General features: G+C 71.7%; 21 protein-coding genes. 13 read left to right on the plus strand and 8 right to left on the minus strand.

Annotation, left to right across the window (positions count from 1 at the left end; genetic code table 11):
* The first annotated feature begins 237 nt into the window (after nt 1-237).
* Nucleotides 238-480, plus strand: a complete 243-nt coding sequence (locus tag RFN52_RS02850; protein WP_184854747.1) for a hypothetical protein — start codon at nt 238-240, stop codon at nt 478-480.
* Nucleotides 477-851: a hypothetical protein gene (locus tag RFN52_RS02855; RefSeq protein ID WP_229857054.1), complete on the plus strand. Its 375-nt coding sequence runs from the start codon at nt 477-479 to the stop codon at nt 849-851. Before RFN52_RS02850 ends, RFN52_RS02855 begins: the two co-directional genes overlap by 4 nt.
* Nucleotides 852-903: 52 nt before the next feature.
* Here the strand turns inward: RFN52_RS02855 and RFN52_RS02860 are convergent, their stop codons facing one another.
* Nucleotides 904-1,560 (minus strand): hypothetical protein, encoded by a 657-nt coding sequence (locus tag RFN52_RS02860; RefSeq protein WP_184854247.1) that lies wholly within the window; start codon nt 1,558-1,560, stop codon nt 904-906.
* A 91-nt stretch (nt 1,561-1,651) separates the two neighbouring features.
* A complete protein-coding gene (locus RFN52_RS02865) occupies nt 1,652-2,506 on the minus strand; it encodes a LysR family transcriptional regulator (protein ID WP_184854246.1) in 855 nt (284 codons plus the stop codon).
* A gap of 69 nt (nt 2,507-2,575) precedes the next feature.
* On the opposite strand from RFN52_RS02865, the gene RFN52_RS02870 reads away from it, so the two are divergent.
* On the plus strand, nt 2,576-3,493 hold the full coding sequence (locus RFN52_RS02870) for an EamA family transporter (protein WP_184854245.1): 918 nt from the start codon (nt 2,576-2,578) through the stop codon (nt 3,491-3,493).
* 61 nt (nt 3,494-3,554) lie between these two features.
* Here the strand turns inward: RFN52_RS02870 and RFN52_RS02875 are convergent, their stop codons facing one another.
* Nucleotides 3,555-6,758, minus strand: coding sequence for a glycosyl hydrolase family 95 catalytic domain-containing protein (locus RFN52_RS02875; protein ID WP_184854244.1), 3,204 nt, complete (start codon nt 6,756-6,758; stop codon nt 3,555-3,557).
* Between the two features lie 567 nt (nt 6,759-7,325).
* Here RFN52_RS02875 and RFN52_RS02880 point away from each other — a divergent pair.
* From RFN52_RS02880 to RFN52_RS02905, 6 genes are all read left to right on the plus strand, one after another.
* Nucleotides 7,326-9,416, plus strand: coding sequence for a glycoside hydrolase (locus RFN52_RS02880; protein WP_184854243.1), 2,091 nt, complete (start codon nt 7,326-7,328; stop codon nt 9,414-9,416).
* 99 nt (nt 9,417-9,515) lie between these two features.
* Nucleotides 9,516-10,481 carry a glycoside hydrolase family 6 protein gene (locus RFN52_RS02885; protein ID WP_184854242.1) on the plus strand — a complete coding sequence of 322 codons (966 nt, stop codon included), beginning with the start codon at nt 9,516-9,518 and terminating at the stop codon, nt 10,479-10,481.
* 245 nt (nt 10,482-10,726) lie between these two features.
* Complete coding sequence (locus RFN52_RS02890) at nt 10,727-13,174, plus strand: SpoIIE family protein phosphatase (protein ID WP_184854696.1); 2,448 nt, start codon at nt 10,727-10,729, stop codon at nt 13,172-13,174.
* A gap of 111 nt (nt 13,175-13,285) precedes the next feature.
* Nucleotides 13,286-14,278 (plus strand): dihydroxyacetone kinase subunit DhaK, encoded by a 993-nt coding sequence (gene dhaK, locus RFN52_RS02895; RefSeq protein WP_191848365.1) that lies wholly within the window; start codon nt 13,286-13,288, stop codon nt 14,276-14,278.
* A gap of 49 nt (nt 14,279-14,327) precedes the next feature.
* Nucleotides 14,328-14,927: a dihydroxyacetone kinase subunit DhaL gene (gene dhaL, locus RFN52_RS02900; protein ID WP_191848364.1), complete on the plus strand. Its 600-nt coding sequence runs from the start codon at nt 14,328-14,330 to the stop codon at nt 14,925-14,927.
* A complete protein-coding gene (locus tag RFN52_RS02905; RefSeq protein ID WP_191848363.1) occupies nt 14,920-15,330 on the plus strand; it encodes a PTS-dependent dihydroxyacetone kinase phosphotransferase subunit DhaM in 411 nt (136 codons plus the stop codon). Before dhaL ends, RFN52_RS02905 begins: the two co-directional genes overlap by 8 nt.
* A 64-nt stretch (nt 15,331-15,394) precedes the next feature.
* Here RFN52_RS02905 and RFN52_RS02910 read toward each other — a convergent pair whose 3' ends face one another.
* Nucleotides 15,395-16,093, minus strand: a complete 699-nt coding sequence (locus RFN52_RS02910) for a glycoside hydrolase family 75 protein (RefSeq protein WP_191848362.1) — start codon at nt 16,091-16,093, stop codon at nt 15,395-15,397.
* A 409-nt stretch (nt 16,094-16,502) separates the two neighbouring features.
* Here RFN52_RS02910 and RFN52_RS02915 point away from each other — a divergent pair, with 409 nt between their 5' ends.
* Both RFN52_RS02915 and RFN52_RS02920 read left to right on the plus strand, forming a co-directional pair.
* Nucleotides 16,503-17,492, plus strand: a complete 990-nt coding sequence (locus RFN52_RS02915; protein WP_229857053.1) for a fibronectin type III domain-containing protein — start codon at nt 16,503-16,505, stop codon at nt 17,490-17,492.
* 169 nt (nt 17,493-17,661) lie between these two features.
* Nucleotides 17,662-18,201, plus strand: a complete 540-nt coding sequence (locus RFN52_RS02920; RefSeq protein ID WP_191848361.1) for a hypothetical protein — start codon at nt 17,662-17,664, stop codon at nt 18,199-18,201.
* 85 nt (nt 18,202-18,286) lie between these two features.
* Here the strand turns inward: RFN52_RS02920 and RFN52_RS02925 are convergent, their stop codons facing one another.
* The 3 genes from RFN52_RS02925 to RFN52_RS02935 all read right to left on the minus strand — a co-directional run bounded on the left by RFN52_RS02925 (nt 18,287) and on the right by RFN52_RS02935 (nt 21,421).
* Entirely contained in the window at nt 18,287-18,838 is a 552-nt protein-coding gene (locus tag RFN52_RS02925) for a PadR family transcriptional regulator (RefSeq protein WP_191848360.1), read from the minus strand.
* Between the two features lie 28 nt (nt 18,839-18,866).
* Entirely contained in the window at nt 18,867-20,882 is a 2,016-nt protein-coding gene (locus tag RFN52_RS02930; protein WP_191848359.1) for an NADPH-dependent 2,4-dienoyl-CoA reductase, read from the minus strand.
* 170 nt (nt 20,883-21,052) lie between these two features.
* The gene (locus RFN52_RS02935; RefSeq protein WP_062931277.1) at nt 21,053-21,421 is read right to left on the minus strand and encodes a hypothetical protein; all 369 of its coding nucleotides are present in this window, start codon (nt 21,419-21,421) and stop codon (nt 21,053-21,055) included.
* Nucleotides 21,422-21,671: 250 nt separating this feature from the next.
* On the opposite strand from RFN52_RS02935, the gene RFN52_RS02940 reads away from it, so the two are divergent.
* Nucleotides 21,672-23,774, plus strand: a complete 2,103-nt coding sequence (locus tag RFN52_RS02940; RefSeq protein WP_184841898.1) for a SpoIIE family protein phosphatase — start codon at nt 21,672-21,674, stop codon at nt 23,772-23,774.
* Here RFN52_RS02940 and RFN52_RS02945 read toward each other — a convergent pair.
* On the minus strand, nt 23,764-24,570 hold the full coding sequence (locus RFN52_RS02945) for a putative protein N(5)-glutamine methyltransferase (RefSeq protein WP_184841901.1): 807 nt from the start codon (nt 24,568-24,570) through the stop codon (nt 23,764-23,766). The two genes, RFN52_RS02940 and RFN52_RS02945, sit on opposite strands and share 11 nt — an antisense overlap.
* Before the next feature lie 233 nt (nt 24,571-24,803).
* Between RFN52_RS02945 and RFN52_RS02950 the strand changes: the two genes are divergently transcribed.
* The gene (locus RFN52_RS02950; protein WP_373308624.1) at nt 24,804-25,256 is read left to right on the plus strand and encodes a MarR family winged helix-turn-helix transcriptional regulator; all 453 of its coding nucleotides are present in this window, start codon (nt 24,804-24,806) and stop codon (nt 25,254-25,256) included.
* The last annotated feature ends 10 nt before the right edge of the window (nt 25,257-25,266 follow it).

Raw genomic sequence — 25,266 nt, forward strand, 5'->3', positions numbered from 1 at the left:
CGCGGCAACGAGAGGGTTCTCCCCGGACTCACCGAACTCACCGCACTCACCGCACTCACCGCACTCACCGACCTCCTCGCCTCCCTCGCGGTCGTCGCGATCGTGCGCAACCGGCGTCGAGGCCGCCGCCCGGTCGAATGGATCACTCCGCCATTCGGCCCAGGGACACTCGGCGACAGACAAGGGTGATGAACCAGACGCAATAGGTTCCTCCGGGCGGAAGGCGTCCGTGCTCCGTTGCTGCCGATCGAGGAACTGATGGCGACACTCACTGAACCGGTTGCGCCCGTATTGACGGTGGAGCGCCGCGGCCGAGGGAAGGTGGTCGTCTCCTGCCTGACGACCACCGATCGCAAGAACATCGGGCACCTCTGTCTGATCACGTCGTTCGGGTTCTTCCTGATCGCCGTGCCGACGGGCGTGAAGTTCCTGGTGCAGCACTGGCTCGACGCCGAGGGGCACAAGGGCGACCGGCGGTGAGACGCGTCAGGCGCGGGACACCGGCCGGTGAGCCGAGCAGCGTATTGGCCGACGAGACCGAGGGCTACCTTCTCGCCCACTCCCACCGTGACGAGGCACAGCACGAGGCCGAGGATCTCTGCGCGCGGATGCCGTGGCTGACCACGGCCCAGGCCGAGGAACTCACCGCCCACTACGTCGGCCGTCGCCTCGATGTCACCCGGCAGCTGATGCTCGGCACCGTACGACGAGCAGCGGAGCTGCGCCAGGAGTACGAGAGCCGCTACGCCGAGCTGCGGAGGGCCCTGCTGCGGCGTCACGCGGCCGGTGCCTGCGCGGTCCTGGCCTGTGCCGCCGGGGTGGGCGCGGCGGCCGGTGTGCTCATCCGCTGACGGTCCGGATCAGCGGCCGTTCACCGCAGGGCCGGGCGGGCGCATGGCGTTCTCAGTGGCCGTACGGCGGCTGGAAGCAGCCGGTCTCGGGGTACGGGCCGTTGGTCGACACCGCGAAGTTCGACTTCTGCAGGAAGGCCGTGACGCAGGCGTCGTCGTGCACGCGCAGGGCGACACGCGTCCCCTCGGGCGTGACAGGGCCGTCGCCCTCCCAGCGCGAGGGCAGCCCCGTGACGGTGAGCGTGCCGCCGAGACGCCTGCCGTCCTTCGCCACCCGCTCCTCCTCGTAGCCGAGCCGGAGCAGGGCGGTCCGGACGGTCGCCGGGTTCCACTTCCGCTGCTCCCACAGCCGCTTGAGCACCGGCCTGATACGGGCGGCCTCCCGTTCGGCGTCCGCGGCGTGGGCGGGAGCCATCTCGCCGGCCCGGCGGTAGGCGTTGTTCTCGTTGTGGTGCGGCGCCCCGTCACCGGCGCCCGGCTCCACGTACGGCGAGGCTCCCGAGGCACTGGCACTGGCACTGGCACTGGCACTGGGAGAGGGTGCGCCGGACGGCCGGGAGGCACTGGGCGAGGTGGCGCCGGACGGCCGGGAGGCCGCCCCCGGCGTGGTGTCCGGGGCGTGCAGGCCGCCGCAGGCGGTGAGGGTCGCGACGGCGGCGAGGGCCACGGCCGCCAGACGGACCGGGCGGGCGAGCATTGAAGTGGACATGAAGCCGACCCTCTCATCGCGGCAGGCTCCCCACGGGCCTGACGCAGCAAGCCGATCCGGCCGGCCGCCGCCCCGGCGCGCCCGGGCGGCGTCAGTCGTTGCGGTAGAGGGCGGTGAGGAGTTCGATCGCCGGCTGGGTGGCGGGGTGGGGCTCGTCGTGCCACCAGGCGAGGCGCACGGCGATGGGTTCGGCGTCGCGTACGGGTCGGTAGACGATGCCGGGGCGCCGGTACTGGTGGGCGGTGGACTCCGCGGTCATGCCGACGCAGCGGCCGGTGGCGATGACCGTGAGCCAGTCGTCGACGTCGTGCGTCTCCTCGGTCGCCGGGCGGGAGTCGGGCGGCCACAGGTCGGGGGTGGTGGTGCCGGTCCGACGGTCGATCAGCAGGGTGCGGCCGCTCAGGTCGGCCAGCCGTACCGAGCGGCGTCCGGCCAGGGGATCGTCCGCGGCCAGGGCGACCATGCGCCGCTCCAGTCCCACGATGGCCGAGTCGAGCCGCCGGTCCTCCACAGGTCTGCGCACCACGGCCAGGTCGCACGCGCCCTCGGCCAGTCCGGCCGTGGCCGAGTTGACCCGGACGAGGTGCAGTTCCGTCGCGGGGCGGCCCTGTGCCCAGCGGCGCTGGAAGGCCGAGGTGTGGCGGCCGAGCGCCGACCAGGCGTAGCCGATGCGCAGGACGGAGTGGCCCGAGGTGGCCTCCCTGACCAACTCGTCCGCCTCACCGAGCACCCGCCGGGCCCGGGCCACCACCCGCAGCCCGGTCGTGGTCGGGGTGACCGCCCGGGACGTACGGCGCAACAGCCGTACGCCCAGGGCCCGTTCGAGCGAGGCGAGGGTCCGGGAGACCGCTGCCTGGGAGAGGCCGAGGGCGAGGGCGGCATCCGTGAAGGTGCCCTCGTCGACGATCGCGACGAGACAGCGCAGGTGACGGAGCTCCACATCCATGAGGTCAGCGTATAGATCGAACCGAGAACGCATTGTGCGCAAGAGTCACCCCGGGCCCACGATCAGGGCATGCGCGCCGCCTCCGTTCCCGCCGCCCCTGCCGACCGTCCCGCAGAGCCCGTCCACCCGGGCGCACTCCCGGACCCGGGGCACGGCCGGCGTCGTCTCGCCGGTGTGGCCACGATGGTGGGCAGCGGGCTGTCGAACCAGACCGGCGCCGCGATCGGCTCCCTCGCCTTCCCCGTCATCGGGCCGGCCGGCGTCGTCGCGGTCCGCCAGTACGTGGCCGCCGTCGTGCTGTGGACGGTGAGCCCGCCCCGGCTGCGGTCCTTCACCTGGCGGCAGTGGTGGCCCGTACTGTCGCTCGCCGTCGTGTTCGGGACGATGAACCTGTCCCTGTACAGCGCCATCGACCGCATCGGGCTGGGCCTCGCGGTGACGCTGGAGTTCCTCGGCCCGCTCGGCATCGCGCTGGCCGCCGCGCGGCGCCGGGTGGACGCGTGCTGTGCGGTGGCAGCGGCGGCGGGGGTCGTCGTCCTGATGCGGCCTCAGCCGTCCGCCGACTACGTGGGAATGGGGCTGGGGCTGCTGGCCGCGGTGTGCTGGGCGTCGTACATCCTGCTCAACCGCACCGTCGGACGGCGCATCCCGGGCGCCCAGGGTTCCGCCGCGGCGGCGGGGCTGTCGGCTGTGATGTTCCTGCCGGCCGGAGTCCTGCTCGTTCTCCGGCAGCCGCCGACCGCGCAGGCCGTCGGCTGCGCCGTCGCCGCGGGTGTCCTGTCCTCCGCCGTGCCGTACCTCGCGGACCTGTTCACGCTGCGCACCGTACCGGCCCAGGCCTTCGGGCTCTTCATGAGCGTCAACCCCGTTCTGGCCGCCGTGGTGGGTCTGCTGGGCCTCGGCCAGCAGCTGGGCTGGGCCGAGTGGGCGGGCATCGGGGCCATCGTGCTGGCCAACTCCCTGAGCGTGCTCGTACGACGCGGCTGACCCGGCGGACCCCGGGCCGCCCGCTTCGGCAAGCACCTCCCCGCACACGCCGACGACCCGGTCAGGGCCTGGCAGGCTTCACCTTCCTGTCGGTGCCGTTCACCCGCACGGTGACCTTGCTGCGGTTCCGGGCCCGGTCGGCCGTGATGCCGAACGACGTGACCTTCCCGTTCCGCCAGGTGCAGCCGACCTCGTAACCGCCACGGGCGCGCAGGCCGGTGAAGGAACCCTCGGCCTTCCAGTCGTCCGGCAGGGCGGGCAGCAGGTGGATGACGCCGTCGTGGCTCTGCAGGAGCATCTCCGCCACGGCGCCCGAGATGCCGAAGTTGCCGTCCATCTGGAAGGGCGGGTGGTTGCAGAACAGGTTGGGCAGCGTGTTGTACGTCAGCAGTCCGCGCAGCATGATCCCGGCGCGGTGCCCGTCGCCCAAGCGGGCGAAGAGGGCCGCCCGCCAGGGCCAGGTCCACGAGCGGCGGCTGTCCCCCGACACCGTCCCGGCCGTGAACGGGACACCTTCCTTCTCGCCGCACCGCGCCTTCAGCGAGACGAGGGCGGCGGCCGCGAAGTCCGGTGTCCTCGGGGTGATCTGGCGGCCCGGGTAGACCGCGAACAGGTGCGAGGTGTGGCGGTGGATGTCGGTGGGGCTGTCGATGTCCTCCTGCCACTCCTGCAACTGGCCCCATTTGCCGATCTTGTTGGGTGCGAGACGCGCCTGCAGGTCCGCGATCCTGGCCCGGTAGGCGGGGTCCGCCTTGAGCACCGACTCGCAGTCGAGGTAGTTCTGGAACAGGTCCCAGATGATCTGCTGGTCGTACATGACGCCGTCCTCGCGCGGTCCGTGCTCGGGGGACCAGCCGTCGGGTGCGACCAGGAGCCCGTCCGCGCGCTCCTTGAGGTGGTCCTCCCAGAACTCGCAGATCTCCTTGATCATCGGATGGGCGACGGTACGGAGGTAGTCCAGGTCCTGGGTGAACGCCCAGTGCTCGTAAAGGTGTTGGGCGTACCAGGCACTCGCGACCGTGTTCCACTCCCAGGCGTTGCCGCCGAAGACGCTCTGGCTGGTGCGGGCCGTCCAGCCGCGTGTGTCCTCACCGAAGGCGTTACGGGTCGCGACGCGGCTGGGCACCGCCACCTGCTCGACGAACCGCACGAGTGCCTCGTGACACTCCGGCAGGTTCGTCGTCTCGGCGCCCCAGTAGTTCATCTGGACATTGATGTTGGTGTGGTAATCGGAGGCCCACGCGGGCTGGTTGCTGTCGTTCCAGAGGCCCTGGAGATTGGCGGGCAGGCCGTTCGGGCGGGAGGAACCGATCAGCAGGTACCGGCCGTAGTGGAACATCGTCTGCTCCAGCGTCGGGTCCTCCCCGCCCGCCGCGTAGCGCTCCAGCCGGGCGGCGGTCGGCAGGGCCAGGACGTCGGCGCCGGAGGTGCCCCAGTCGACCGCGACACGGTTCATCAGGGCACGCGTCTCGGCGGTGTGCTCGTCGCGCAGCGCGCCGTAGGACCGGGCGGCTGCCCTGCGGAGCGTCCTGGCGACGACCGGCGCCGGGTCGGCTCCGCGCCATCCGGCGGCGGCGTCGAGCTTGTAGTCGGTGCGGGCGTCGAGGAAGAGGGTCAGCGTCGTGCAGCCGCTGAACCGGAGCGTCGCACCGTCGGAGCGGAGGTCGCCGTCGGTGTGCACGGCCTGGACGGTGCACGCGTGCTGGAGGCCGTTGCCCATGACGCCGCTGAAGCCGATGCGCCCGGCGGCCGCGTCGACGGTGGTCGGGGCCTCGTCCTGTCCGGACGTCAGCGAGATCGCCCCGGAGAGTTCCCGGGCGCGCTCCGATGTGTACCGGAAGACCATGACGTCCGCGGACCGGCCGGCGAACGCCTCACGCAGGACGCGTCGTCCCGGCGCTCCGAAGCGGGTGACGTGGACGCCGTTCACGAAGTCGAGGGAGCGCCGGTAGTCGACGACCGCGCGCTGGGTGCGCGTGTCGAAGCCCTTGCCTTCCAGCGCGATCTCCGCGATCTGCAGACCGGTGGAGGAGGCGCGGGGGGTCAGGGTGAGGCGGTAGGCGCGGTAGGCCGTGCTGTTGGCGAACCGGAAGGTCCGGGTCTCACCGCGGCCGGCGAAGGGTGTGGAGGGGTTCTGCGTGTCGAGGGTCGTCCAGGTGCGCCCGTCCTGCGACGCCTCGAACCGCCACCGCGCGGGGTCGTCCTTCGGACGGTCCGGGGCCGAGGTCAGTGAGTAGGACGTGACGGCGACCGCGCGGGGCAGGTCCGCCTGCCAGACGACCGCCGGTGCGGCCGCGCCGACCCGCCAGACCGTGGCCGGATCGCGGTCCACCGAACGCGATATGTCCGTGGGCCGGGACCCGGCCCCGGACCCCTCGGAGTGCCCGCTCGGCGACGACAGGTACATCGTGCCGCCCGCGCCGAGGTCGACTCCGGCCAGACCGATCTCGCTCACCTGGAAGTGACTGACGCCTGCCTTCGGGACGAAGTCGAACCGGTAGAAGCGGTAGGCCGCGGTGTCGGCGCAGGTGAACTCCCGTGTCTGGAAACGCTTTTCGAAGGGGGCGTCCAGCGTGCGCCTGTCGAGCGTGGTCCAGGCGGTGCCGTCGGTGGAACCGGAGAACGTCCACTCCTGCGGGTCGCGCTGCGGTACGTCGTTGGCGCTCGTCAGCCGGTAGCTCGCCACCGTGGCCGGGGCGGGGAGCTCGACCTGCCACCGCACCTCGGAACCCGGCCCCTCGATACACCACTTGGTGTTCGCGTCACCGTCGTACGTCTTGTCGACGCCCTCCGACGAGCTGCTGCTGCCCGGTCCTCCGGGAGCCGTGACCTTCGGAGTCGCACGGGGAGCGAAGGTGACGACGAGGTCGCCGAAGTTCCGGTACGAGCCGAAGCCCGTCATGCCGGTGTCGAAGTCGCTGTCCGGCTTGCCCGCCAGGGCGTTGTCGTAGTTGTTGACACCGCCCCAGAGGCTCTGTTCGTTGAACTGGATGCGCTCTTCGTGGGGATCGGCGAAGAGCATGGCCCCGAGCCGGCCGTTGCCGATGGGCAGGGCCTGTGACTGCCAGTCCGCGGCGGGCACCGAGTAGGTCAGCGCCTCGCGCGACAGAGTGGGCCACGGGACGGCCGCCGAGTCGGGGCCCCCTGCGGCGACGGCCTGCGGTGCGGGTGATCCGCCGGTGAGTTGAGCGAGCAGAGGCGCGAAGGCGAGGCCACCGCCGAACTTGAGAACGCTGCGTCGCTGCGGCTGGGTTCCATCGCTCACGGTGAGATCTCCCGACCTATTCATCGGCTCTTTCGCAGGAAAGTGACGCCACATCGACATCTGTCGGCGGCGCGAACATCGTCGCTGTGAAATAGATCGGATGTCTATAGGTGTGCGTCACGGAGCAGTCGTCCGACTGATCGTCTCGGCATCAGCGACGCCCTACAGGGGTTCGAAATTTCGCATGCCATTCGGAAACTCATAACGCCAAGGATGACCGTCACAGGCTCGACCATGTCGACACTACGGCCGTCCCTGTCGAGCAGGCGCCTGACCTGCCGCGATATGGCCCGTTGGTTGCGAATGTTTCGATGTGGAAATCGAATCCTGCGAGAAGGATTGACGAGACCCACGGCCCTTCTATCATCCAGAATGCTCGACAAATCGATGCACGTTCGACATCTCGAACCTGATGCAGCGCTCCTCTCGTACGCGGCAAGGCGCGAACGCCACGCATGGATATGTCATGACTCCATCAAGTGCCGTCCTGCGGGCGACTCTTCTTCACGCCGCGCCCGGCCCGCCGATCGCCCCACGCAACCCCCCACGACCCTCACGAGGAGACCCATGAACCTGCTGAAACGGCTCGGCTGTCGCCGGGCTTCGGTCCTCGGCCTGCTGGCCGCGACCGTCCTGGTAACACCCGGGACGGCGACCGGCGCGCCCGACGCCGTGCAGGCCTCCACCCTGGGCGCCCAGGCCGCCCAGTCCGGACGGTACTTCGGAACCGCCGTGTCGGCCGGACGGCTGGGCGACGGCACGTACACCGGCATCCTGGACCGTGAGTTCAACTCGGTCACGGCCGAGAACGAGATGAAGTGGGACGCGACCGAGCCGACCCGGGGCTCGTTCACCTTCAGCCGCGCGGACCAGATCGCCAACCGCGCCCAGGCCCGCGGTCAGCGCCTGCGCGGCCACACCCTGGTCTGGCATTCCCAACTGCCGGGCTGGGTCGGCTCCATCAGGGACGCGAACACGCTGCGCGGCGTGATGAACAACCACATCACCACCGTCATGAACCGCTACAAGGGCCGGATCCACTCCTGGGACGTGGTCAACGAGGCCTTCGCGGACGGCGGCAGCGGCCAGATGCGCAGCTCGGTCTTCCGGGACGTGCTGGGCACCGGCTTCATCGAGCAGGCGTTCCGCACGGCCCGATCGGCCGACCCGGCGGCCAAGCTCTGCTACAACGACTACAACATCGAGAACTGGAGCGACGCCAAGACCCAGGGCGTCTACCGCATGGTGCGTGACTTCAAGTCGCGCGGGGTGCCCATCGACTGCGTCGGCCTCCAGGCCCACTTCGGCGCCGGCGGCCCGCCCGGCAGCTTCCAGACGACGCTGTCGAGCTTCGCCGCCCTCGGGGTGGACGTCCAGATCACGGAGCTGGACATCGCGCAGGCGCCGCCGACTGCCTACGCGAACACGGTCAGGGCCTGCATGAACGTCGCGCGCTGCACCGGGATCACCGTCTGGGGCATCCGAGACAGCGACTCCTGGCGCAGTGGCGAGAACCCGCTGCTGTTCGACCGCAACGGCAACAAGAAGCCGGCGTACAGCGCGACGCTGACGGCGATGGGCGGCACGCCGGCCGCCACCCGCGCCACGTCCACCGTCACCAGCCGCACACCGGCCCTCACCAGCGGCACACCGGCCGCCACCCGCACCACGTCCGCCGACTCACGCGGAGCCACCAACACCGCTGCTCTGCCCAACCGTTACTCGTGGAGCTCCAGTGGCCCGCTGATCGCGCCGAAGCCGGACGCGACCCACAACATCGCCGGGATCAAGGACCCGACGGTCGTCCAGTACAACGGCAAGTACCACGTGTTCGCGAGCACCGCGGGCTCGTCCGGCTACAACCTGGTGTACCTGAACTTCAGCGACTGGTCCCAGGCCGGTTCCGCCACGCACCACTACCTGGACCGCAGCGCCATCGGGAAGGGGTACCGGGCCGCGCCGCAGGTCTTCTACTACGCGCCGCAACGCCTGTGGTACCTCGTGTACCAGACGGGCAACGCCTCGTACTCCACCAACCCCGACATCAGCAACCCGAACGGCTGGAGCGCGCCGCGCCACTTCTACGCGTCGATGCCGGACATCATCCGGCAGAACATCGGCAACGGTCACTGGGTCGACATGTGGGTGATCTGCGACAGCGGCAACTGCTACCTGTTCTCCTCCGACGACAACGGGCATCTGTACCGCTCGCAGACGACCGTCGGCCAGTTCCCGAACGGCTTCACCAACACCGTCATCGCGGCCCGGGACTCGAAGTACGCGATGTTCGAGGCGAGCAACGTGTACAAGGTGCAGGGCAGTAACCAGTACCTGCTGCTCGTCGAGGCCATCGGATCGGACGGCCGGCGCTACTTCCGCTCGTGGACCTCGGGCAGCCTGGCCGGTTCCTGGACACAGCTGGCCGCGTCCGAGAGCAACCCGTTCGCACGGGCCAACAACGTCTCCTTCCCCTCGGGCGCCTGGACGCGGGACATCAGTCACGGCGAGATGATCCGGGCCGGCTACGACCAGACACTGACCATTCCGGCCTGCCGGCTCCAGTACCTCTACCAGGGCATGAACCCCAACGCGGGTGGCGACTACAACCTTCTCCCGTGGCGGCTCGGCCTCCTGACCCAGACCAACCCGACCTGCTGACCGACGTGCCGAGGGGGAGCCCTCCCGGCGGGAGCGCTCCCCCCTCCGCTCACCGCCGACCTTCGAACGTACCCCTGCCAGAAAGCCGAGGTACCCGCCATGCGCCGCATCCTCCCCGCCCTGGTGGCAGCGCTTTCCGCCCTGCCGCTGGCGCTCGCCGCCGCCCCGGCCGCCCACGCGGCGGACCCGACGACCATGACCAACGGGTTCTACGTGGACCCCGACTCCAGCGCGAAGCGGTGGGTCGCCGCCAACCCCGGTGACGGCCGGGCGTCCGCGGTCAACGCCGCCATCGCCAACACCCCGACGGCCCGCTGGTTCGGCTCCTGGAGCGGCACCATCGGCACCGCCACCGGCGCGTACACGGGCGCCGCTGACGCCCGGGACAAACTGCCCGTCCTCGTCGCCTACAACATCTACAACCGCGACTACTGCGGCGGACACTCCGCGGGCGGAGCCTCCTCGCCGTCCGCCTACAGGAACTGGATCGCCCAGTTCGCGGGCGGGATAGCCGGCCGCCCGGCCGTCGTCGTCCTCGAACCGGACTCCCTGGGGGACTACGGCTGCATGACCCAGGCCCAGATCGACGAACGCGAGAGCATGCTGACCGGAGCGCTCGCCGAGTTCAACCGCCAGGCCCCCAACACCTGGGTCTACCTCGACGCCGGCAACCCGGCCTGGGCGAGCGCGGCGACCATGGCCCAGCGTCTTCACGAAGCGGGTGTCCGGCAAGCCCGCGGGTTCTCGCTCAACGTCTCCAACTACCTGACCACGGCCGAGAACACCGCGTACGGCAACGCCGTCAACAGGGAACTCGGCGCCCGGTACGGCTACACCAAGCCGTTCGTCGTGGACACCAGCCGCAACGGCAACGGCTCCAACGGCCAGTGGTGCAACCCTTCAGGCCGCCGTATCGGCACTCCCACCCAGCTGGGTGGGAGTGCCGAAATGCTCCTGTGGATCAAGGTGCCGGGAGAGTCCGACGGCAACTGCGGCGTGGGAAGCGGCTCCTCGGCGGGACAGTTCCTCCCGGAGGTCGCTTACAAGATGATCTACGGCTACTGATCCGGGGCGCTCGGGAGCGCCTTGGATTTCCCTGCTCGGCCCACCCGGCGCCCGACCGTCGGCTGCGGCGTCGCGGCTGACGACCGAGTATCGTCGAAGCGCTTCGACGATACTCGGTCGCCCCGCACCGCCCCGGCATTCCGGTCCCGGGGCGCCGTGACGCCGCGGCGGACCTAGGCTGGAAGCGGCCGCTGGAAACGAGCCCTGAGGGGACCGCTGTCCGGACGGAGGCGTGCCGCGTGGAGATGGCCGGCAAGCAGGACGCGCCCACTGCCGTTGTCGAGGTCGACCCGGACGGCATGGTGAGCGGCTGGAGCGAAGGGGGCCGGCTGCTGCTGGGCTGGACCGCGCAGGAGACCGTCGGCCGCCCCGTGGCCGACCTGCTGGTCGATCCCCCGCCCCGCGGCTTCCCCGAGGGCTATGGCGCCGGCCCCGACCCCACCGGGTTCACAGCCCTGCGGCACCGGGACGGTTCCACGGTGGACGCCGTGCTGACCGCTCACCCGCTGTTCGGCCCCGACGGGCGGTCGATGGGACACGCGGTGACCGTCCAGTGCTGGGGACGCCGCCCGGTGGTCGCCGACCGGGCCTTCGAGCAGTGTCCCTTCGCTCTGGGCGTCTACGACCCTGAGCTGCGCTTCCTGTGGATCAACGCCTCCTCGGGCCGGGTGATAGCGCACTCCGAGGAGCAGGTGCTCGGCAAGAAGTACCGCGAGGTGCTTCCCGAATTCGACCGCACGCTGTTTCCCGAAAGGGACGACAAGCCCTACACCGACAAGCTCTCCGAAGTGGCGAGGACGGGCGAGCCCGCGCGTCTCATCACCGTCTTCCGTCCTCGCGGCAGTGACTACGCCAATGCCTGGGCCACCAGCATCTGGCCCGTCCGGGATGCCGCGGGCCGGGTCTGCGCGATCGCCAACTGGGGTTTCGACATGAGCGCCGAGTACTGGGCCCGGCAACGGCTGCTGATCCTCAACGAGGCCAGCGGCGGCATCGGCCGGACACTCGACGTGATCGGCACCGCCCAGGAACTGGCCAGGACCCCGGTGCCGGGATTCGTCGACCGCGTCAGCGTGGATCTCTTCGAGGAGGTGCTGCGCGGTGAGGAACCGCCTTCCGTGTCCGCGTTCGACCCCGGCGAGACGATCAGGCTCAGCCGTGCCGCCCAGCACAGCACGAAGGTGGACGCCGACCAGGCTCCGGAGGCCATGGCACCGGTCACCCACGCACCCGGTTCGGTCGCCGCCCGCTGCATGGCCACCGGCAGGTCCGCGGTCGAGCTCACCGCTGAGCCCGGCGAGGGCGGTGAATGGGCCTTCGGGCCCGGACTCGCCGCCGACCCGGCCCACTGGCCACCGGGCAACCCGGTGATCGACGGGTCCATCGCCGACGACGGGCTGACCGGGCGGATCACCGTGCCGCTCCGGGCGCGCGGCGCGCTGCTCGGGGTCGTGTCCTTCTCCCGCCTCGACCGGCCCGAGGCGTTCACCGCCGACGACCTGATCCTCGCCGAGGAGCTGGCCGCAAAGGCGGCCGTCGCCATCGACAACGCCCGCAGGTACTCGCGCGAGCGCACCACCGCGCTGACCCTGCAACGCAGCCTGCTGCCGCAGGTGCTGCCGAACCAGGAGGCGGTCGAGGTGGCATCCCGCTACCTGCCCGGCGGGACCGGCGCGGAAGTGGGCGGTGACTGGTTCGACGTCATTCCGCTGTCCGGTGCCCGGGTCGCCCTGGTCGTCGGCGATGTCGTCGGCCACGGTCTGCACGCCTCGGCCAGCATGGGCAGGCTGCGCACGGCGGTGCGCACTCTCGCCGACGTCGACCTGCCGCCCGACGAGCTGCTGACCCACCTGGATGATCTGGTCCTGCACCTCGCCGGCGACCACCGGCCCGACGGCCACTTCCAGCCGGCCGGCGAGTCCGGCGCCACCTGTCTGTACACCGTCTACGATCCCGTCTCCCGCCGCCTCTCGTTCGCGAGCGCCGGCCATCCGCTGCCGCTGATCATCGCCCCGGACGGCACCCGGCCCCCGGTACCCGCCCATCCGGGTCCGCCGCTCGGCGTCGGCGGACTGCCGTTCGAGGCCGCCGAGCTGGAACTTCCCGAGGGCAGCCTGCTGGCCCTCTACACCGACGGGCTGGTGAGGAGCCACGAGCGCGATGTCGAGGAAGGGATCACCGAACTGCAGCGGGTCCTGCACCACTCGACCACCTCACTGGAGGACCTGTGCGACACGGTGATGGACGACATGCTCCTGGACAGCCGGACCGACGACGCCGCCCTGCTGCTCGCTCGCACGCGCGCGCTGGATCCCCACCACGTCGCGGACTGGGACGTCGAGCCCGACACCGCGCAGGTGCCGCACGCCAGGAAGTTCGCCGTCGACCAGGTGGACGCCTGGGGCCTGGAGGAGGCGGCGTTCGTCACCGAACTGGTCGTCAGCGAGCTGGTCACCAACGCCATCCGGTACGGCGAGCCGCCGATCAGACTGCGACTGATCCGCGACTCCTCGCTGATCTGCGAGGTCTCCGACGCCAGCAACACCGCCCCGCACCTGCGCCGGGCCCGCGCCTTCGACGAGGGCGGCCGGGGCCTGTTGCTGGTCGCCCAGCTCACCCAGGGATGGGGCACCCGGCACACCGGCAACGGCAAGACGATCTGGTGCGCCCAAGCGCCGCCATCCCGTACCTGACGGTTCGTAACCGCGGTCGGCTGACGCCAAGATCGACAACTGGTCAAACGTAATGTGGCCTGCGAAGCTGGAGTTCAAGGGCTCATCTACTAGGTTGTCTAGGAGGTTCCCGTGAAGATGCTGATCAACGTCCCGGAGACCGTGGTCGCGGACGCGCTGCGCGGTCTGGCGGCTGCCCACCCGGAGCTGACCGTGGACGTGGAGAACCGGGTGATCGTACGGCGGGACGCCCCCGTCGCCGGACAGGTGGGGCTGATCTCGGGCGGAGGCTCGGGGCACGAGCCGTTGCACGGTGGATTCGTGGGTCCCGGCATGCTGTCGGCGGCCTGTCCGGGCGAGGTGTTCACCTCCCCCGTGCCCGACCAGATGCTGCGCGCGGCCGCCGCCGTGGACGGCGGGGCCGGCGTGCTGTTCATCGTGAAGAACTACACCGGTGACGTGCTCAACTTCGACATGGCCGCCGAGATGGCCGAGGACGAGGGCATCCAGGTCGCGAAGGTGCTGGTCAACGACGACGTGGCGGTGACCGACAGCCTGTACACGGCCGGGCGGCGCGGGACGGGCGCGACCCTGTTCGTGGAGAAGATCGCGGGCGCCGCCGCCGCCGAGGGCATGCCGCTGGAGCGGGTCGAGGCCATCGCCCGGCAGGTGAACGAGAGCTCCCGCAGTTTCGGGATCGCGCTGAGCGCCTGCAGCACCCCGGCCAAGGGCAGCCCGACCTTCGATCTGCCGCCGGGTGAGCTGGAGTTGGGGATCGGCATCCACGGCGAGCCGGGCCGGGAGCGGCGCGCCATGATGACCTCCGGCGAGATCGCCGAGGCGGCCGTCGAGGCGGTGGTGGAGGACCTGCAGCCGCGCAATCCGGTGCTGGTCCTGGTCAACGGCATGGGTGCGACGCCGCTGCTGGAGCTGTACGGCTTCAACGCCGAGGTGCACCGGGTGCTCGCCCAGCGCGGTGTCCCCGTGGCCCGCGTCCTCGTGGGCAACTACGTCACCTCCCTGGACATGGCGGGCGCCTCGCTCACCCTGTGCCAGGTCGACGAGGAGCTGCTGCGGCTGTACGACGCGCCGGTGAAGACCCCGGGTCTGCGCTGGGGCGTGTGACACACAGGAGGTAGAGGATCACCACATACCTACCAGGCAAGGAGATCCAGTGCTCGACGCCGATTTCTTCCGCCGTTGGATGACGGCCACCGCCGCGTCCGTCGACCGTGAGGCGGAACGGCTCACCGCCCTCGACTCCCCCATCGGGGACGCCGATCACGGCAGCAACCTCCAGCGCGGGTTCACGGCCGTCGTGGCCGCCCTGGAGAAGGAGGCCCCGGGCACGCCGGGCGGGGTTCTGACACTGGCCGGACGCCAGCTGATCTCGACGGTCGGCGGCGCCTCGGGGCCGCTGTACGGGACGCTGCTGCGCCGTACCGGCAAGGCTCTGGGCGATGCCGGTGAGGTCAGCGCGGAGCAGCTGGCCGAGGCTTTCCGGGCGGGGGTGGACGCGGTCATGACGCTGGGCGGCGCCGCCCCGGGCGACAAGACCATGATCGACGCGCTGGTGCCCGCGGTGGACGCGCTCGGCGACTCGTTCGCCGCGGCCCGGACCGCCGCGGAGGAGGGCGCCGTGGCGACGACACCCCTGCAGGCCCGCAAGGGCAGGGCCAGTTATCTGGGCGAGCGCAGCATCGGCCACCAGGACCCGGGCGCCACGTCGTCGGCGCTGCTGATCGCCGGACTCGTGGAGGCCGCAGGTGAGTGACGAGCAGCTGGTGGGAATCGTGCTGGTGTCGCACAGCGCGGAGGTGGCCGCGTCGGTCGCGGAGCTGGCGAAGGGTCTCGCCGGCGGTGGCCCGGTGGTGCCCGTCGCTCCGGCGGGCGGCAACGAGGGCGGCGGGCTGGGTACGAGTTCGGAACTGATCGCCGCGGCGGCCGCGTCCGTCGACCGCGGCGCCGGGGTCGCCGTCCTGACCGACCTGGGCAGCGCTGTGCTCACGGTGAAGGCGCTGCTCGCGGAGGGCGACGAACTCCCGGAGCGCACGCGCCTGGTGGACGCGCCCTTCGTGGAGGGTGCCGTCGCCGCGGTCGTCACGGCGTCAACCGGGGCGGACCTGGCGGCGGTGGAGGCGGCCGCCACGGAGGCGTACACCTACCGGAAGGTGTGAGCGACGGCTGCGGCCGGGCCCCTCCGGCCGCAGCCCGTCCGCGCCGTGACACCTCGTCAGCCGCTCACTCCGCTTCGGCCCGGGTCCAGTGGGCGAACCGCCTCGCCAACCGCTCCCCCTCCGTCACGGCCTCCGCGTGGTCCTCGATGGGCGACACCTTGGTGTTCTTGAAGACGATGTAGGTGACGCCGGAGGGGGCACCGCCGCCGTGCGGGTCGGCGCGGATACCGAGGGCCTTGGCGGTCGCGTAGGACGCCTCCCCGATGATGCCTTGCGGGCCGGTGTCGCCGACGACCGCGTACCGCACCCGGTCTCGGTGGACGACCGCCACCACCGAACCGCCGCCGATGCCGTGATCCCGGTAGTCCCAGAGGCTGCTCGGCGCGGGGACGACGATGAAGGGCAGACGTTCGGCGCTCAGCGGGCGGCCGTCGGACTGGGCGTAGGCCGTGCTCGCGGCGAAGTACGGGTCGGTGCGGCTGTTGCAGCGGGGTCCGGGGCGGCCGTCGCAGTCGATGTCCATGTCGGCCTTCCAGAACACCGCTTCGCGGGTGCCGCAGACCGGGATGTTCGCGGGAGCGCCGTTGTCGCTGCGGTAGCGGCCGTGCGAGATGGGAGCGCAGTCCCGCACCTTGGCGAGCAGTTCGGCGGCACTGACGGTGCTCTCGCGCCTTACCGTGGGGGGGATCTGTGCGGCGGGCGGTGTCGTCGTGGCGAGCAGGGCGGCGCTGGCCGCGGCCAGGGTGAGCGACTGGACACGCACGATACGGGAGCCTCTCGTGGGGGACCTGACGGGCACTCAGCCCAATCTGGGCCCGGGGCGATCACCCGGCCACCGTTGGGGGGCCAGACGGTGCACGTCCCCAACCCCCGACAAGGGCCGGGGGCCTGAGTCCGTGTGAGACTCCGGCCGCCCGGCCGCCTGCGCCGGCGCGGGATCTACGACGACAGCTGTCCGCGCGACAGGCCCGAACTCCTCGGTGTCCGCCAGGAGTTCGGCCGTGAGGACTTCAGCATACGTAACTCTCCCGGGTGGTCGCGCCCGGCGGGGGGTGACGCTCCCTCCCGGAGGCGGCTTCCGCGCCACGGGCGACGCCCTCTTGATGTGATCGCGCCAACAGCGTCATATTGGTCCGGACCATTTACGTGCGTCACCCCCGGGAGGCAGTGCCGTGCGAAGCCGTTCCACAGCCCTGACGTCCTTGCTGCGCCACCTGGCGCTCTGCGGCGCCCTCGTGCTGGTCGCCTCCTGCGGCTGGGCCGGAGCGGAGGAAGGGGGCGGCGGTGCCGTGCCCGGTGCGCCCACGGGTGTCACCGCCGCGGCGGGCAGCGCGACGAGTGTGCACGTCATGTGGAACGTGATCGCCGGGGCGGAGGCCTACGAGGTGTTTCGCGGCACCACGAAGGTCACCGAGGTGCCGGGTTCGAAGCACATGGTGGACGTCACCAGGCTGCGGCCCTCGACGCAGTACGCCTTCTCCGTACGGGCGCGCGACGCCGCCGGGCGGCTCGGCCCGCCGAGCCGCCCGGTGCGGGCGAGGACACCCGCGGCCGTCGCCGACGACCGCTCCGCGCCGACCCGCCCGGCGGAGCCCGAAGGCCGGGCGGCCGGAAGCCGGGCCGTCCGGCTGTCCTGGTCCGCCTCGGCGGACGACCGGGGCGTGGTCTCGTACGACATCCACCAGGGAGATACGAAGATCCACAGTGTGGGCGGGGGCCACACGGCCACCGTGCTGACGGGGCTGCGGCCCGGCACGCACTACGCCTTCACCGTCCGGGCCCGGGACGCGGCGGGCAACGTCTCCCCCGTCAGTCCCACCGTCCGCCTCACCACCCCGGGCACGGACGACGGACGCGCCACGGCCCCCACGGGCTTCCGGGCGACGAGCCACCGCGAGGACGGGGCGTACCACGTCGATCTGAGCTGGGTGCCGCCCCGCGTGGACGGTGAGGTCGCCGAGTACCAGATCCAGCTGGACGGCCGGCCCGCCACGTCCCTGGTGTACGGCGGCGGTGCACCGCGCGACCGGGCTGCGTACAGCTTCTACGTGGGACGGAAGCCCGGTGTCACCCACCGGGTCCGCATCCGGGCGATGCTGCCGGACGGCACCTGGGGAGGCTTCTCGGCGGAGCGGGCGGTGACGACGGGCGCGGGGCGCTGACGTACCCCCCGGCTCGGCCGGGTGCGGGAACCCGTCACCTGCTCGGGGGCGCTCGGAGTGCGGCGGAGGCCCGGGGCGCATTGGCTGGCCCCGAGGCAGCACGGGCGTTCCCCGACCCTCGGCGGCGCAAGGGATGTACCGCCAACCGTGCCGCCGGAGGGCAGTCCACATGCGCAACTCATCGCCAGTTCTCCGCTCCGGCCTGACCGTGGCAGTCGCCGCCGCGCTGCCCCTCGCCCTGGCCTCGGCCGCTGTCGCGGGCCCGGGTATCTCCGTGAGCACCACGGGGTCCACGGTGTCGGTCACGACCAGCTCGTGCACGCAGATCAACGGCAGCTGGGGCACCGCCTCGCTCCTCACCAGCAGCCAGGGCAGCTTCGCCCAGGGCCGCCAGGTGACGCTGTCGGGGACGTCCACGAGCCAGTCCGCCGCCTGGTCGAGCGTCACCCCGGGCACGTACACCGTGATCGTCATCTGCTCGGACGGCACCACCGCCGGCACCCAGTCCGTCGTGGTGTCCACCGCCCCCTCCCCCTCGCGGTCCGTGACCCCCTCGGCCTCGCCGTCCGGCGGCGTCATGGGCGGGGTCGGCGGGTCCTCGACGGACTACGGCACCGTCACGCTGGTGGCGGGCGGCACGCTGGTCGCATCGGGTCTGCTCGGGACGGCCTGGTACCTGCGCCGGCGCAACAAGCCGCACCGGCTCTGACCCGGTGCGAACGGCGGCCCGCCCCTTCCGAAGCGCTCCGGTCGGGCGGGCCGACGTCATGTCGTGGCGAGGACGGCCGGGACGCTCAGGTCGGCTCGCCGTCCGGGAGTTCGGCGAAGTCCGCCAGGGCGCGCCGCAGCCACTGGGTCCAGAAGGTCTCCAGGTCGATGCCGGCCCGCAGCACCAGATGCCGCAGCCGGTCCTCGGTGCCGTCGCGGCCGGGCAGGAAGTCGCGCCGCTCGATCTCCTCGTACTCCGCCAGCTGCCTTTCGTGCAGCTCCAGATGGCGTCGCAGATCGGTCTCCAGGCCCGCCGTGCCGACCACGGCCGCCGCCCTGAGCCGCAGCAGCAGGGTGTCGCGGTGCGGCTTGGGGTCCTGGGAGGCGGAGGTCCAGCGGGCCAGTTCGGCGCGGCCCGCGGGCAGGACCTCGTAGCTCTTCTTCTGCCCGCGGGCCGGCTGCTGTGAGGGCAGGGCCCTGATGAGGCCGTCGGCCTCCAGTTTCCCGAGCTCGCGATAGATCTGCTGGTGCGTCGCCGACCAGAAGTAGCCGATCGACCGGTCGAACCTGCGGGTCAGCTCCAGCCCGGACGACGGCTTCTCGAGCAGGGCGGTGAGGATCGCGTGCGGGAGTGACATGGCCTCATCCTAGGGACGGGTCACCGCACTACAGGGCGGCCGCGAGCTCGGTGCCCTGCTTGATGGCGCGCTTGGCGTCCAGCTCGGCGGCCACGTCGGCGCCGCCGATGAGGTGCGCGCTGCACCCGGCGGCGAGCAGCTCCTCGTACAGGGCGCGGCGCGGCTCCTGTCCCGTGCAGAGCACGACCGTGTCGACCTCCAGCACCGTGCTCTCCTCGCCCACGGTGATGTGCACTCCGGCGTCGTCGATCCGGTCGTAGCGCACGCCCGGGACCATGGTGACGCCGCGGTGCTTGAGTTCGGCGCGGTGGATCCAGCCGGTGGTCTTGCCGAGACCGGCGCCGACCTTGGAGGTCTTGCGCTGGAGCAGGTGGACGGTGCGCGGCGGGGCGGGCCGCTCGGGCGCGGCGAGGCCTCCGGGGCCGCTGTAGTCCATGTCGACGCCCCACTGGCGGAAGTAGGTGGCCGGGTCCTCGTGGGCCTTGTCGCCGCCGTCGGTGAGGAACTCGGCGACGTCGAAGCCGATGCCGCCCGCGCCGAGGATCGCGACCCGGTCGCCGACGGGGGCAGCGTCGCGCAGGACGTCGAGGTAGCCGACCACGCTCGGATGGTCGACGCCGGGGATCTCCGGGGTGCGCGGGGTGACGCCGGTGGCGACGACGACCTCGTCGTAGCCGTCGACGTCCGCGACCGTGACGGGCGTGTTCAGCCGGACGTCGACGCCGTGCCAGTCGAGCTGGGTGCGGAAGTAGCGGAGCGTCTCGTCGAACTCCTGCTTGCCCGGAACCTTGCGGGCGACGTTGAGCTGGCCGCCGATCTCGCTCGCCGCGTCGAACAGCGTCACGTCGTGCCCGCGCTCGGCGGCGGAGACCGCGCAGGCCAGCCCGGCCGGGCCGGCGCCGACGACCGCGACGCGCTTGCGCAGCCGGGTCGGGGAGAGCACGAGCTCGGTCTCGTGGCAGGCGCGGGGATTGACCAGGCAGGAGGTGATCAGGCCGCTGAAGGTGTGGTCGAGGCAGGCCTGGTTGCAGCCGATGCAGGTGTTGATCGCCTCGGGCCGGCCGGCCTCCGCCTTGGTGACGAAGTCGGGGTCGGCGAGCATCGGACGGGCCATCGACACCATGTCGGCGGCGCCCTCGGCGAGCAGTTCCTCGGCCAGTTCGGGGGTGTTGATGCGGTTGGTCGTGACGAGCGGGACGGACACCTCGCCCATCAGCCGCTTGGTCACCCAGGTGTACGCGCCGCGCGGCACGGACGTCGCGATGGTGGGGATGCGGGCCTCGTGCCAGCCGATGCCGGTGTTGATGATCGTCGCCCCGGCGGCCTCCACGGCCTTGGCGAGCGTGATCACCTCGTCGAGCGTCGAGCCGCCCGGGACGAGGTCGAGCATGGACAGCCGGTAGATGACGATGAAGTCCTCGCCGACCGCCTCGCGCACCCGGCGCACGATCTCCAGCGGGAAGCGTGTCCGGTTCTCGTACGCGCCGCCCCAGCGGTCGGCGCGCTGATTGGTCTGCAGGGCGATGAACTCGTTGATGAGGTAGCCCTCGGAGCCCATGATCTCGACGCCGTCGTAGCCGGCCTGCCGGGCGAGGCGGGCGGCTCGGACGTAGTCCCCGATCGTCCGCTCGATGTCGGCGTCGGTGAGCTCGCGGGGCGGGAAGGGGCTGATCGGCGCCTGGACGGGGCTCGGCGCAACGAGGTCCTTGTGGTAGGCGTACCGGCCGAAGTGCAGGATCTGCATCGCGATCCGCCCGCCCTCGCGGTGCACGGCCTCGGTGATGACCCGGTGCTGCTCCGCCTCCGCCTCGGTGGTGAGCTTCGCGCCGCCCTCGTAGGGGCGCCCCTCGTCGTTCGGGGCGATGCCGCCGGTGACGATCAGGCCCACTCCCCCGCGGGCGCGGGCGGCGTAGAAGGCGGCCATGCGCGCGAAGCCGCCCTCGGCCTCCTCCAGGCCGACGTGCATGGAGCCCATGAGGACCCGGTTGGGCAGGGTCGTGAAGCCCAGATCGAGGGGGGTCAGCAGGTGCGGGTAACGGCTCATGGGGCCCTCCGTGCGCGGTGTCGTGCCTGTAGTTGTAGAGGACTACCGCAGGTTTGTGCAACTAGTTGCACAAGGTGATGGAGGGCACAGGAGGACCCTGACCAGGGGCCCTACGGGGCGTCAGGGCATTCCCGGTCGCGCCGGAAGGCGGCCGGTTCGGTGGGGAGCGGTCACCGGCTCTGCAGACGCACGTGGAGTTCCTTCTCCTGGTCGCCGGAGACCGTGCTCAGATCGTGCACGTCGAACAGCGAGTCCAGGGTCGTGCGGAACCGTTCGATCGCCCAGTAGCCGCCGTGCAGGTCGGCCTCCACGGAGGACGACAGGTGAACCGGCTGCGCGCCCTCGTGTTCGTCGGCGACGTCGAAGGTGCCGAGCCACACGGTCGGGCGGGTCTCGTGCAGTTCCTCGGGCACGTCGTCGGCGCACCGGTCGGACTCGAAGCAGGAGCACAGCGCGTCGAACACGATCCGGGCGTCGTGCTTGCTGCACCCGCTGATCTCCACCGAGACGGAGTGGGGGTGCGGTCGCTCATGGTCCATCGCCATCGTGATCGCTCCTCTCGTGGCCACCGGATGCCGTATCCGCCCCTACCCCAGCAAAGCACCACCTTCCGGTGAGCACTACCGGCGGTGCACCGCTTCCGGTGACGGGTTTGCGGGGCGGCCCGCGCCGCGTTGGGAGATGGTGGAAGGTGACGGAAGGGGCCTTCGGGAAGCGGCTCCGCGCGGTAGAACATGGGGTGTCGGCACATGACGGCGTGCCGCGAGGACGGCGAAGGCGGGGCGTGGGATGAGTGCAGCCGGGTCTCCCGAGTCCGAGGGTGACGGTCCGGTGCGCGGGTCGGCGCGCCCGAGCGGGCTGCTCGACGTGCTGCGCGTGGCCTCGGTGGTCCTGGACGCCGAGGGCCGCATCGTGCTGTGGAGCCCGCAGGCCGAGGAGTTGTTCGGGTACGAGGCGCGGGAGGCGCTCGGGCAGTACGCCGCCCGGATCATGGTCCACGAACAGCACGTCGACCTCGTGGTCAAGCTGTTCGCCGATGTCATGGGCACCGGGCAGAGCTGGGCGGGGGCCTTCCCGATCCGACGCAAGGACGGCAGCACCCGGCTGGTGGAGTTCCGCAACATGCGCCTGCTGGACGACCAGGGCGACGTCTACGCGCTCGGGCTGTGCGCCGACCAGACGACCGTGCACCGGCTGGAGCGGGAGGTGGCGCTGTCGACGCGGATGATCGCGCAGTCCCCGATCGGGCTGGCCGTGCTGGACACCGAGCTGCGGTACGTCTCGGTCAACAGGGCACTGGAGGAGATCAACGGTGTGCCGGCCGAGGACCACCTGGGCCGCACGCCCCGGGAGGTCGTGCCCCGGATGGACGTCGACGCCCTGGAGGAGGCGACCCGCCGGGTCCTGGAGACGGGCACACCGGTCGTCGACCAGTCCACGATCGGCCGCACCCCGGCCGACCCCCACCAGGACCACGCCTGGTCGATCTCGCTGTACCGGCTGGAGAACGCCTTCGGGACCGTGCTGGGCGTGGCCGTCTCGATCGTCGACGTCACCGAGCAGTACCGGGCGGGCATCGAGGCCGAGGCCGCCCGCCGGCGGCTGGCTCTGATCGCCGACGCCTCGGGCCGGATCGGCACCACGCTGGACCTGGACCGCACGGCCGGCGAGCTGGCCGAGGTGGCCGTGCCGGAGCTGGCCGACATCGCGGCCGTCGACCTGCTGGACGCGGTGGTGCAGGGCCGGCGCACCAGCCTGGGCCCCGCCGAGTCGGCCGTGATCCGCGCGCTGGCGGTGCAGGGGTACGACTCCGCCGAGGCGCTGGAGGCGGCCGACCCGCCCGGGCAGGTGGCCCGGTACGCCCCCGACCGGCTCGTCACCCAGTGCGTGCGCACGGCGAGCCCCGTGATGCTGCCGGAGGTCAAGGACGAGGACCTGGACCGCATCGCCCGTTCCTCCGAGGCGGCCGAGCTGCTGGGCCGGGCGGGGGTGCACTCGTATCTCGCGGTGCCGCTGATCGCGCGGGGCGAGGTGCTGGGGGCCCTGGACCTCAAGCGCACTCGCAATCCGCTGCCGTTCAGCGAGGACGACCTGCTGCTGGCGCGCGAGCTGGCCGCACGGGCCGCCGTGCAGATCGACAACGCCCGCTGGTACCAGAGCGCCCGCGAGACCGCGCTCACCCTGCAGCGCAGCCTGCTGCCCAGCCATCCGCCGGTCACCGGCGGGCTGGAGGTCGCCTCCCGCTACCAGCCGGCCGGGGCCACGAGCGAGGTCGGCGGCGACTGGTTCGACGTGATCCCGCTCGACGCCGGGAAGACGGCGCTCGTCGTGGGCGATGTGATGGGCAGCGGCATCCCCGCGGCGGCGGCCATGGGGCGGCTGCGCACGGCGACCAACACCCTCGCCTCCCTCGACCTCGACCCGAACGTGCTCCTGGAGCACCTCGACAAGATCACCGCCGGTCTCGAACAGACCATCGCCACCTGCGTCTACGCCGTTCACGACCCGCATCTGCGGCAGTGCCGGATCGCCAACGCCGGACATCTGCCGCCGGTGCGCGTCCGGCCGGGCCTGCCCCCGGAGCTGCTCGACCTGCCGACCGGCGTGCCGCTCGGCGTGGGCGGTGTCGCCTTCTCCACCACCACCGTCGACCTCGAACCCGGCGACCGGCTGGTGTTCTACACCGACGGCCTCGTCGAGACCCGGCGCGACCCGCTCGACGAACGGCTCGGCACCCTGCTGTCCCTGCTCGACGGGCCCGACCGGCCGCTGGAAGAGGTCTGCGACCTGCTGCTGCGCACCCTGCACGAGCCGGACAACTTCGACGACGTGGCGCTGCTCATCGCGCGGGCGACCCCGCCGGACCAAGGGCCTGTGGGCTCTACTGCCTGACGCCGGTCACCACGTGGGCGTAACGCTCCTCCGACACCGCCAGCCGTGCCGCCAGGCCGGTGCGCGCGAAGGCCTCGACGGCGGCCGGGACCTGGTGCCGGCTCGTCTCCACCAGGACGCAGCCGCCGGGGGCGAGCCAGCGGGGCGCCTCGGCCGCGACCCTGCGCAGCACGTCGAGGCCGTCCGTGCCGCCGTCGAGGGCGACCAGCGGCTCGTGGTCACGGGCCTCCTGCGGCAGCAGGCCGATCTCGTCGCTCGGCACGTACGGCACGTTGGCCGCGAGGATGCCGACGCGGCCGCGCAGCGCGACGGGCAGCGCCTCGAACAGATCGCCCTGGTGGACCTGGCCGCCGACGGCGGCGACGTTGCCGCGGGCGCATCGCACGGCGGCCGGGTCGATGTCGGAGGCGTGCAGTTCGACATCGCCGAGCGCGTGGGCCAAGGCCGCTCCCACGGCACCCGAGCCGCAGCACAGATCCACGACGACGGCGGCCCGGGGCGCCCGCTCCAGGGCCTGCTCCACCAGGAACTCGGTGCGCCGGCGCGGCACGAAGACACCGGGGGCGACGGCGATGCGCAGTCCCCGGAACTCGGCCCAGCCGACGACGAGTTCGAGCGGCAGACCGGCGACGCGGCGCTCGACCATGGCGGCGGCCTCGGCCGGGGTGCGCGCGGTGGCGAGGATCAACCCGGCCTCGTCCTCGGCGAAGACGCACCCCGCGGTACGCAGGGCGGTGACCAGCGCGTCACGGGACGGCGGCACGGAAGGGGGGACGGAGGAAGACACAGACGGCATGGAAGCCCAGAGCCTTTCGGGAACCGAAGGGCGCTCCGGAGATCGCCTACGACCGGCGATCCGCGCGACGTCGAGGGGAGAGCACCCGAGCTGACACAGCGGTAATGGGTCTCACCTCCCCGGCTTCCGACGACCGGGTCCCTCCCCGGCCGGACGGCAACCCTACCCGACGCACCGGCCGCCCCGTACGGCGATCGTGACGCCGTCCGGTCAAGTGGTTGGGTTGTGCAACCATGGAAGAAGCCGTGCAGCACCGTGATGAGGGAGGTCCCGTGCACAGCGCCGACGCCGTGGAGACCATCCAGCGGGAGATGACGGTCTTCGCCCGCCGGGCCCGGTCCGCCGCGGGCCGGATGCACCCCGAGCTGTCCCTGGTGTCGTACACGCTGCTGGGCCACCTGGAGGAGAGCGGCGGATGCCGGGCCACCGACCTGGCCGCCCACTACGCCCTCGACAAGTCCACCGTCAGCCGCCAGGTGGCGGGGCTGGAGCGCGCCGGCCTCATCGAGCGCGGCCCCGACCCGGCGGACCAGCGTGTCCAGGTGCTGCACCTGACACGCTCCGGGCGGCACATCCTGGCCCAGGTCACCGAGAGCCGCCGGGCGGCCTTCCGGGAGCGCCTGGCCGGCTGGCCGGCGGAGGACCTGAGCCGGTTCGCGGAGTACCTCGTGCGCTACAACGCGTAGGCCCGGTCCC

It is taken from the genome of Streptomyces collinus (genome assembly GCF_031348265.1).
GTDB classification, from domain to species: domain Bacteria; phylum Actinomycetota; class Actinomycetes; order Streptomycetales; family Streptomycetaceae; genus Streptomyces; species Streptomyces collinus.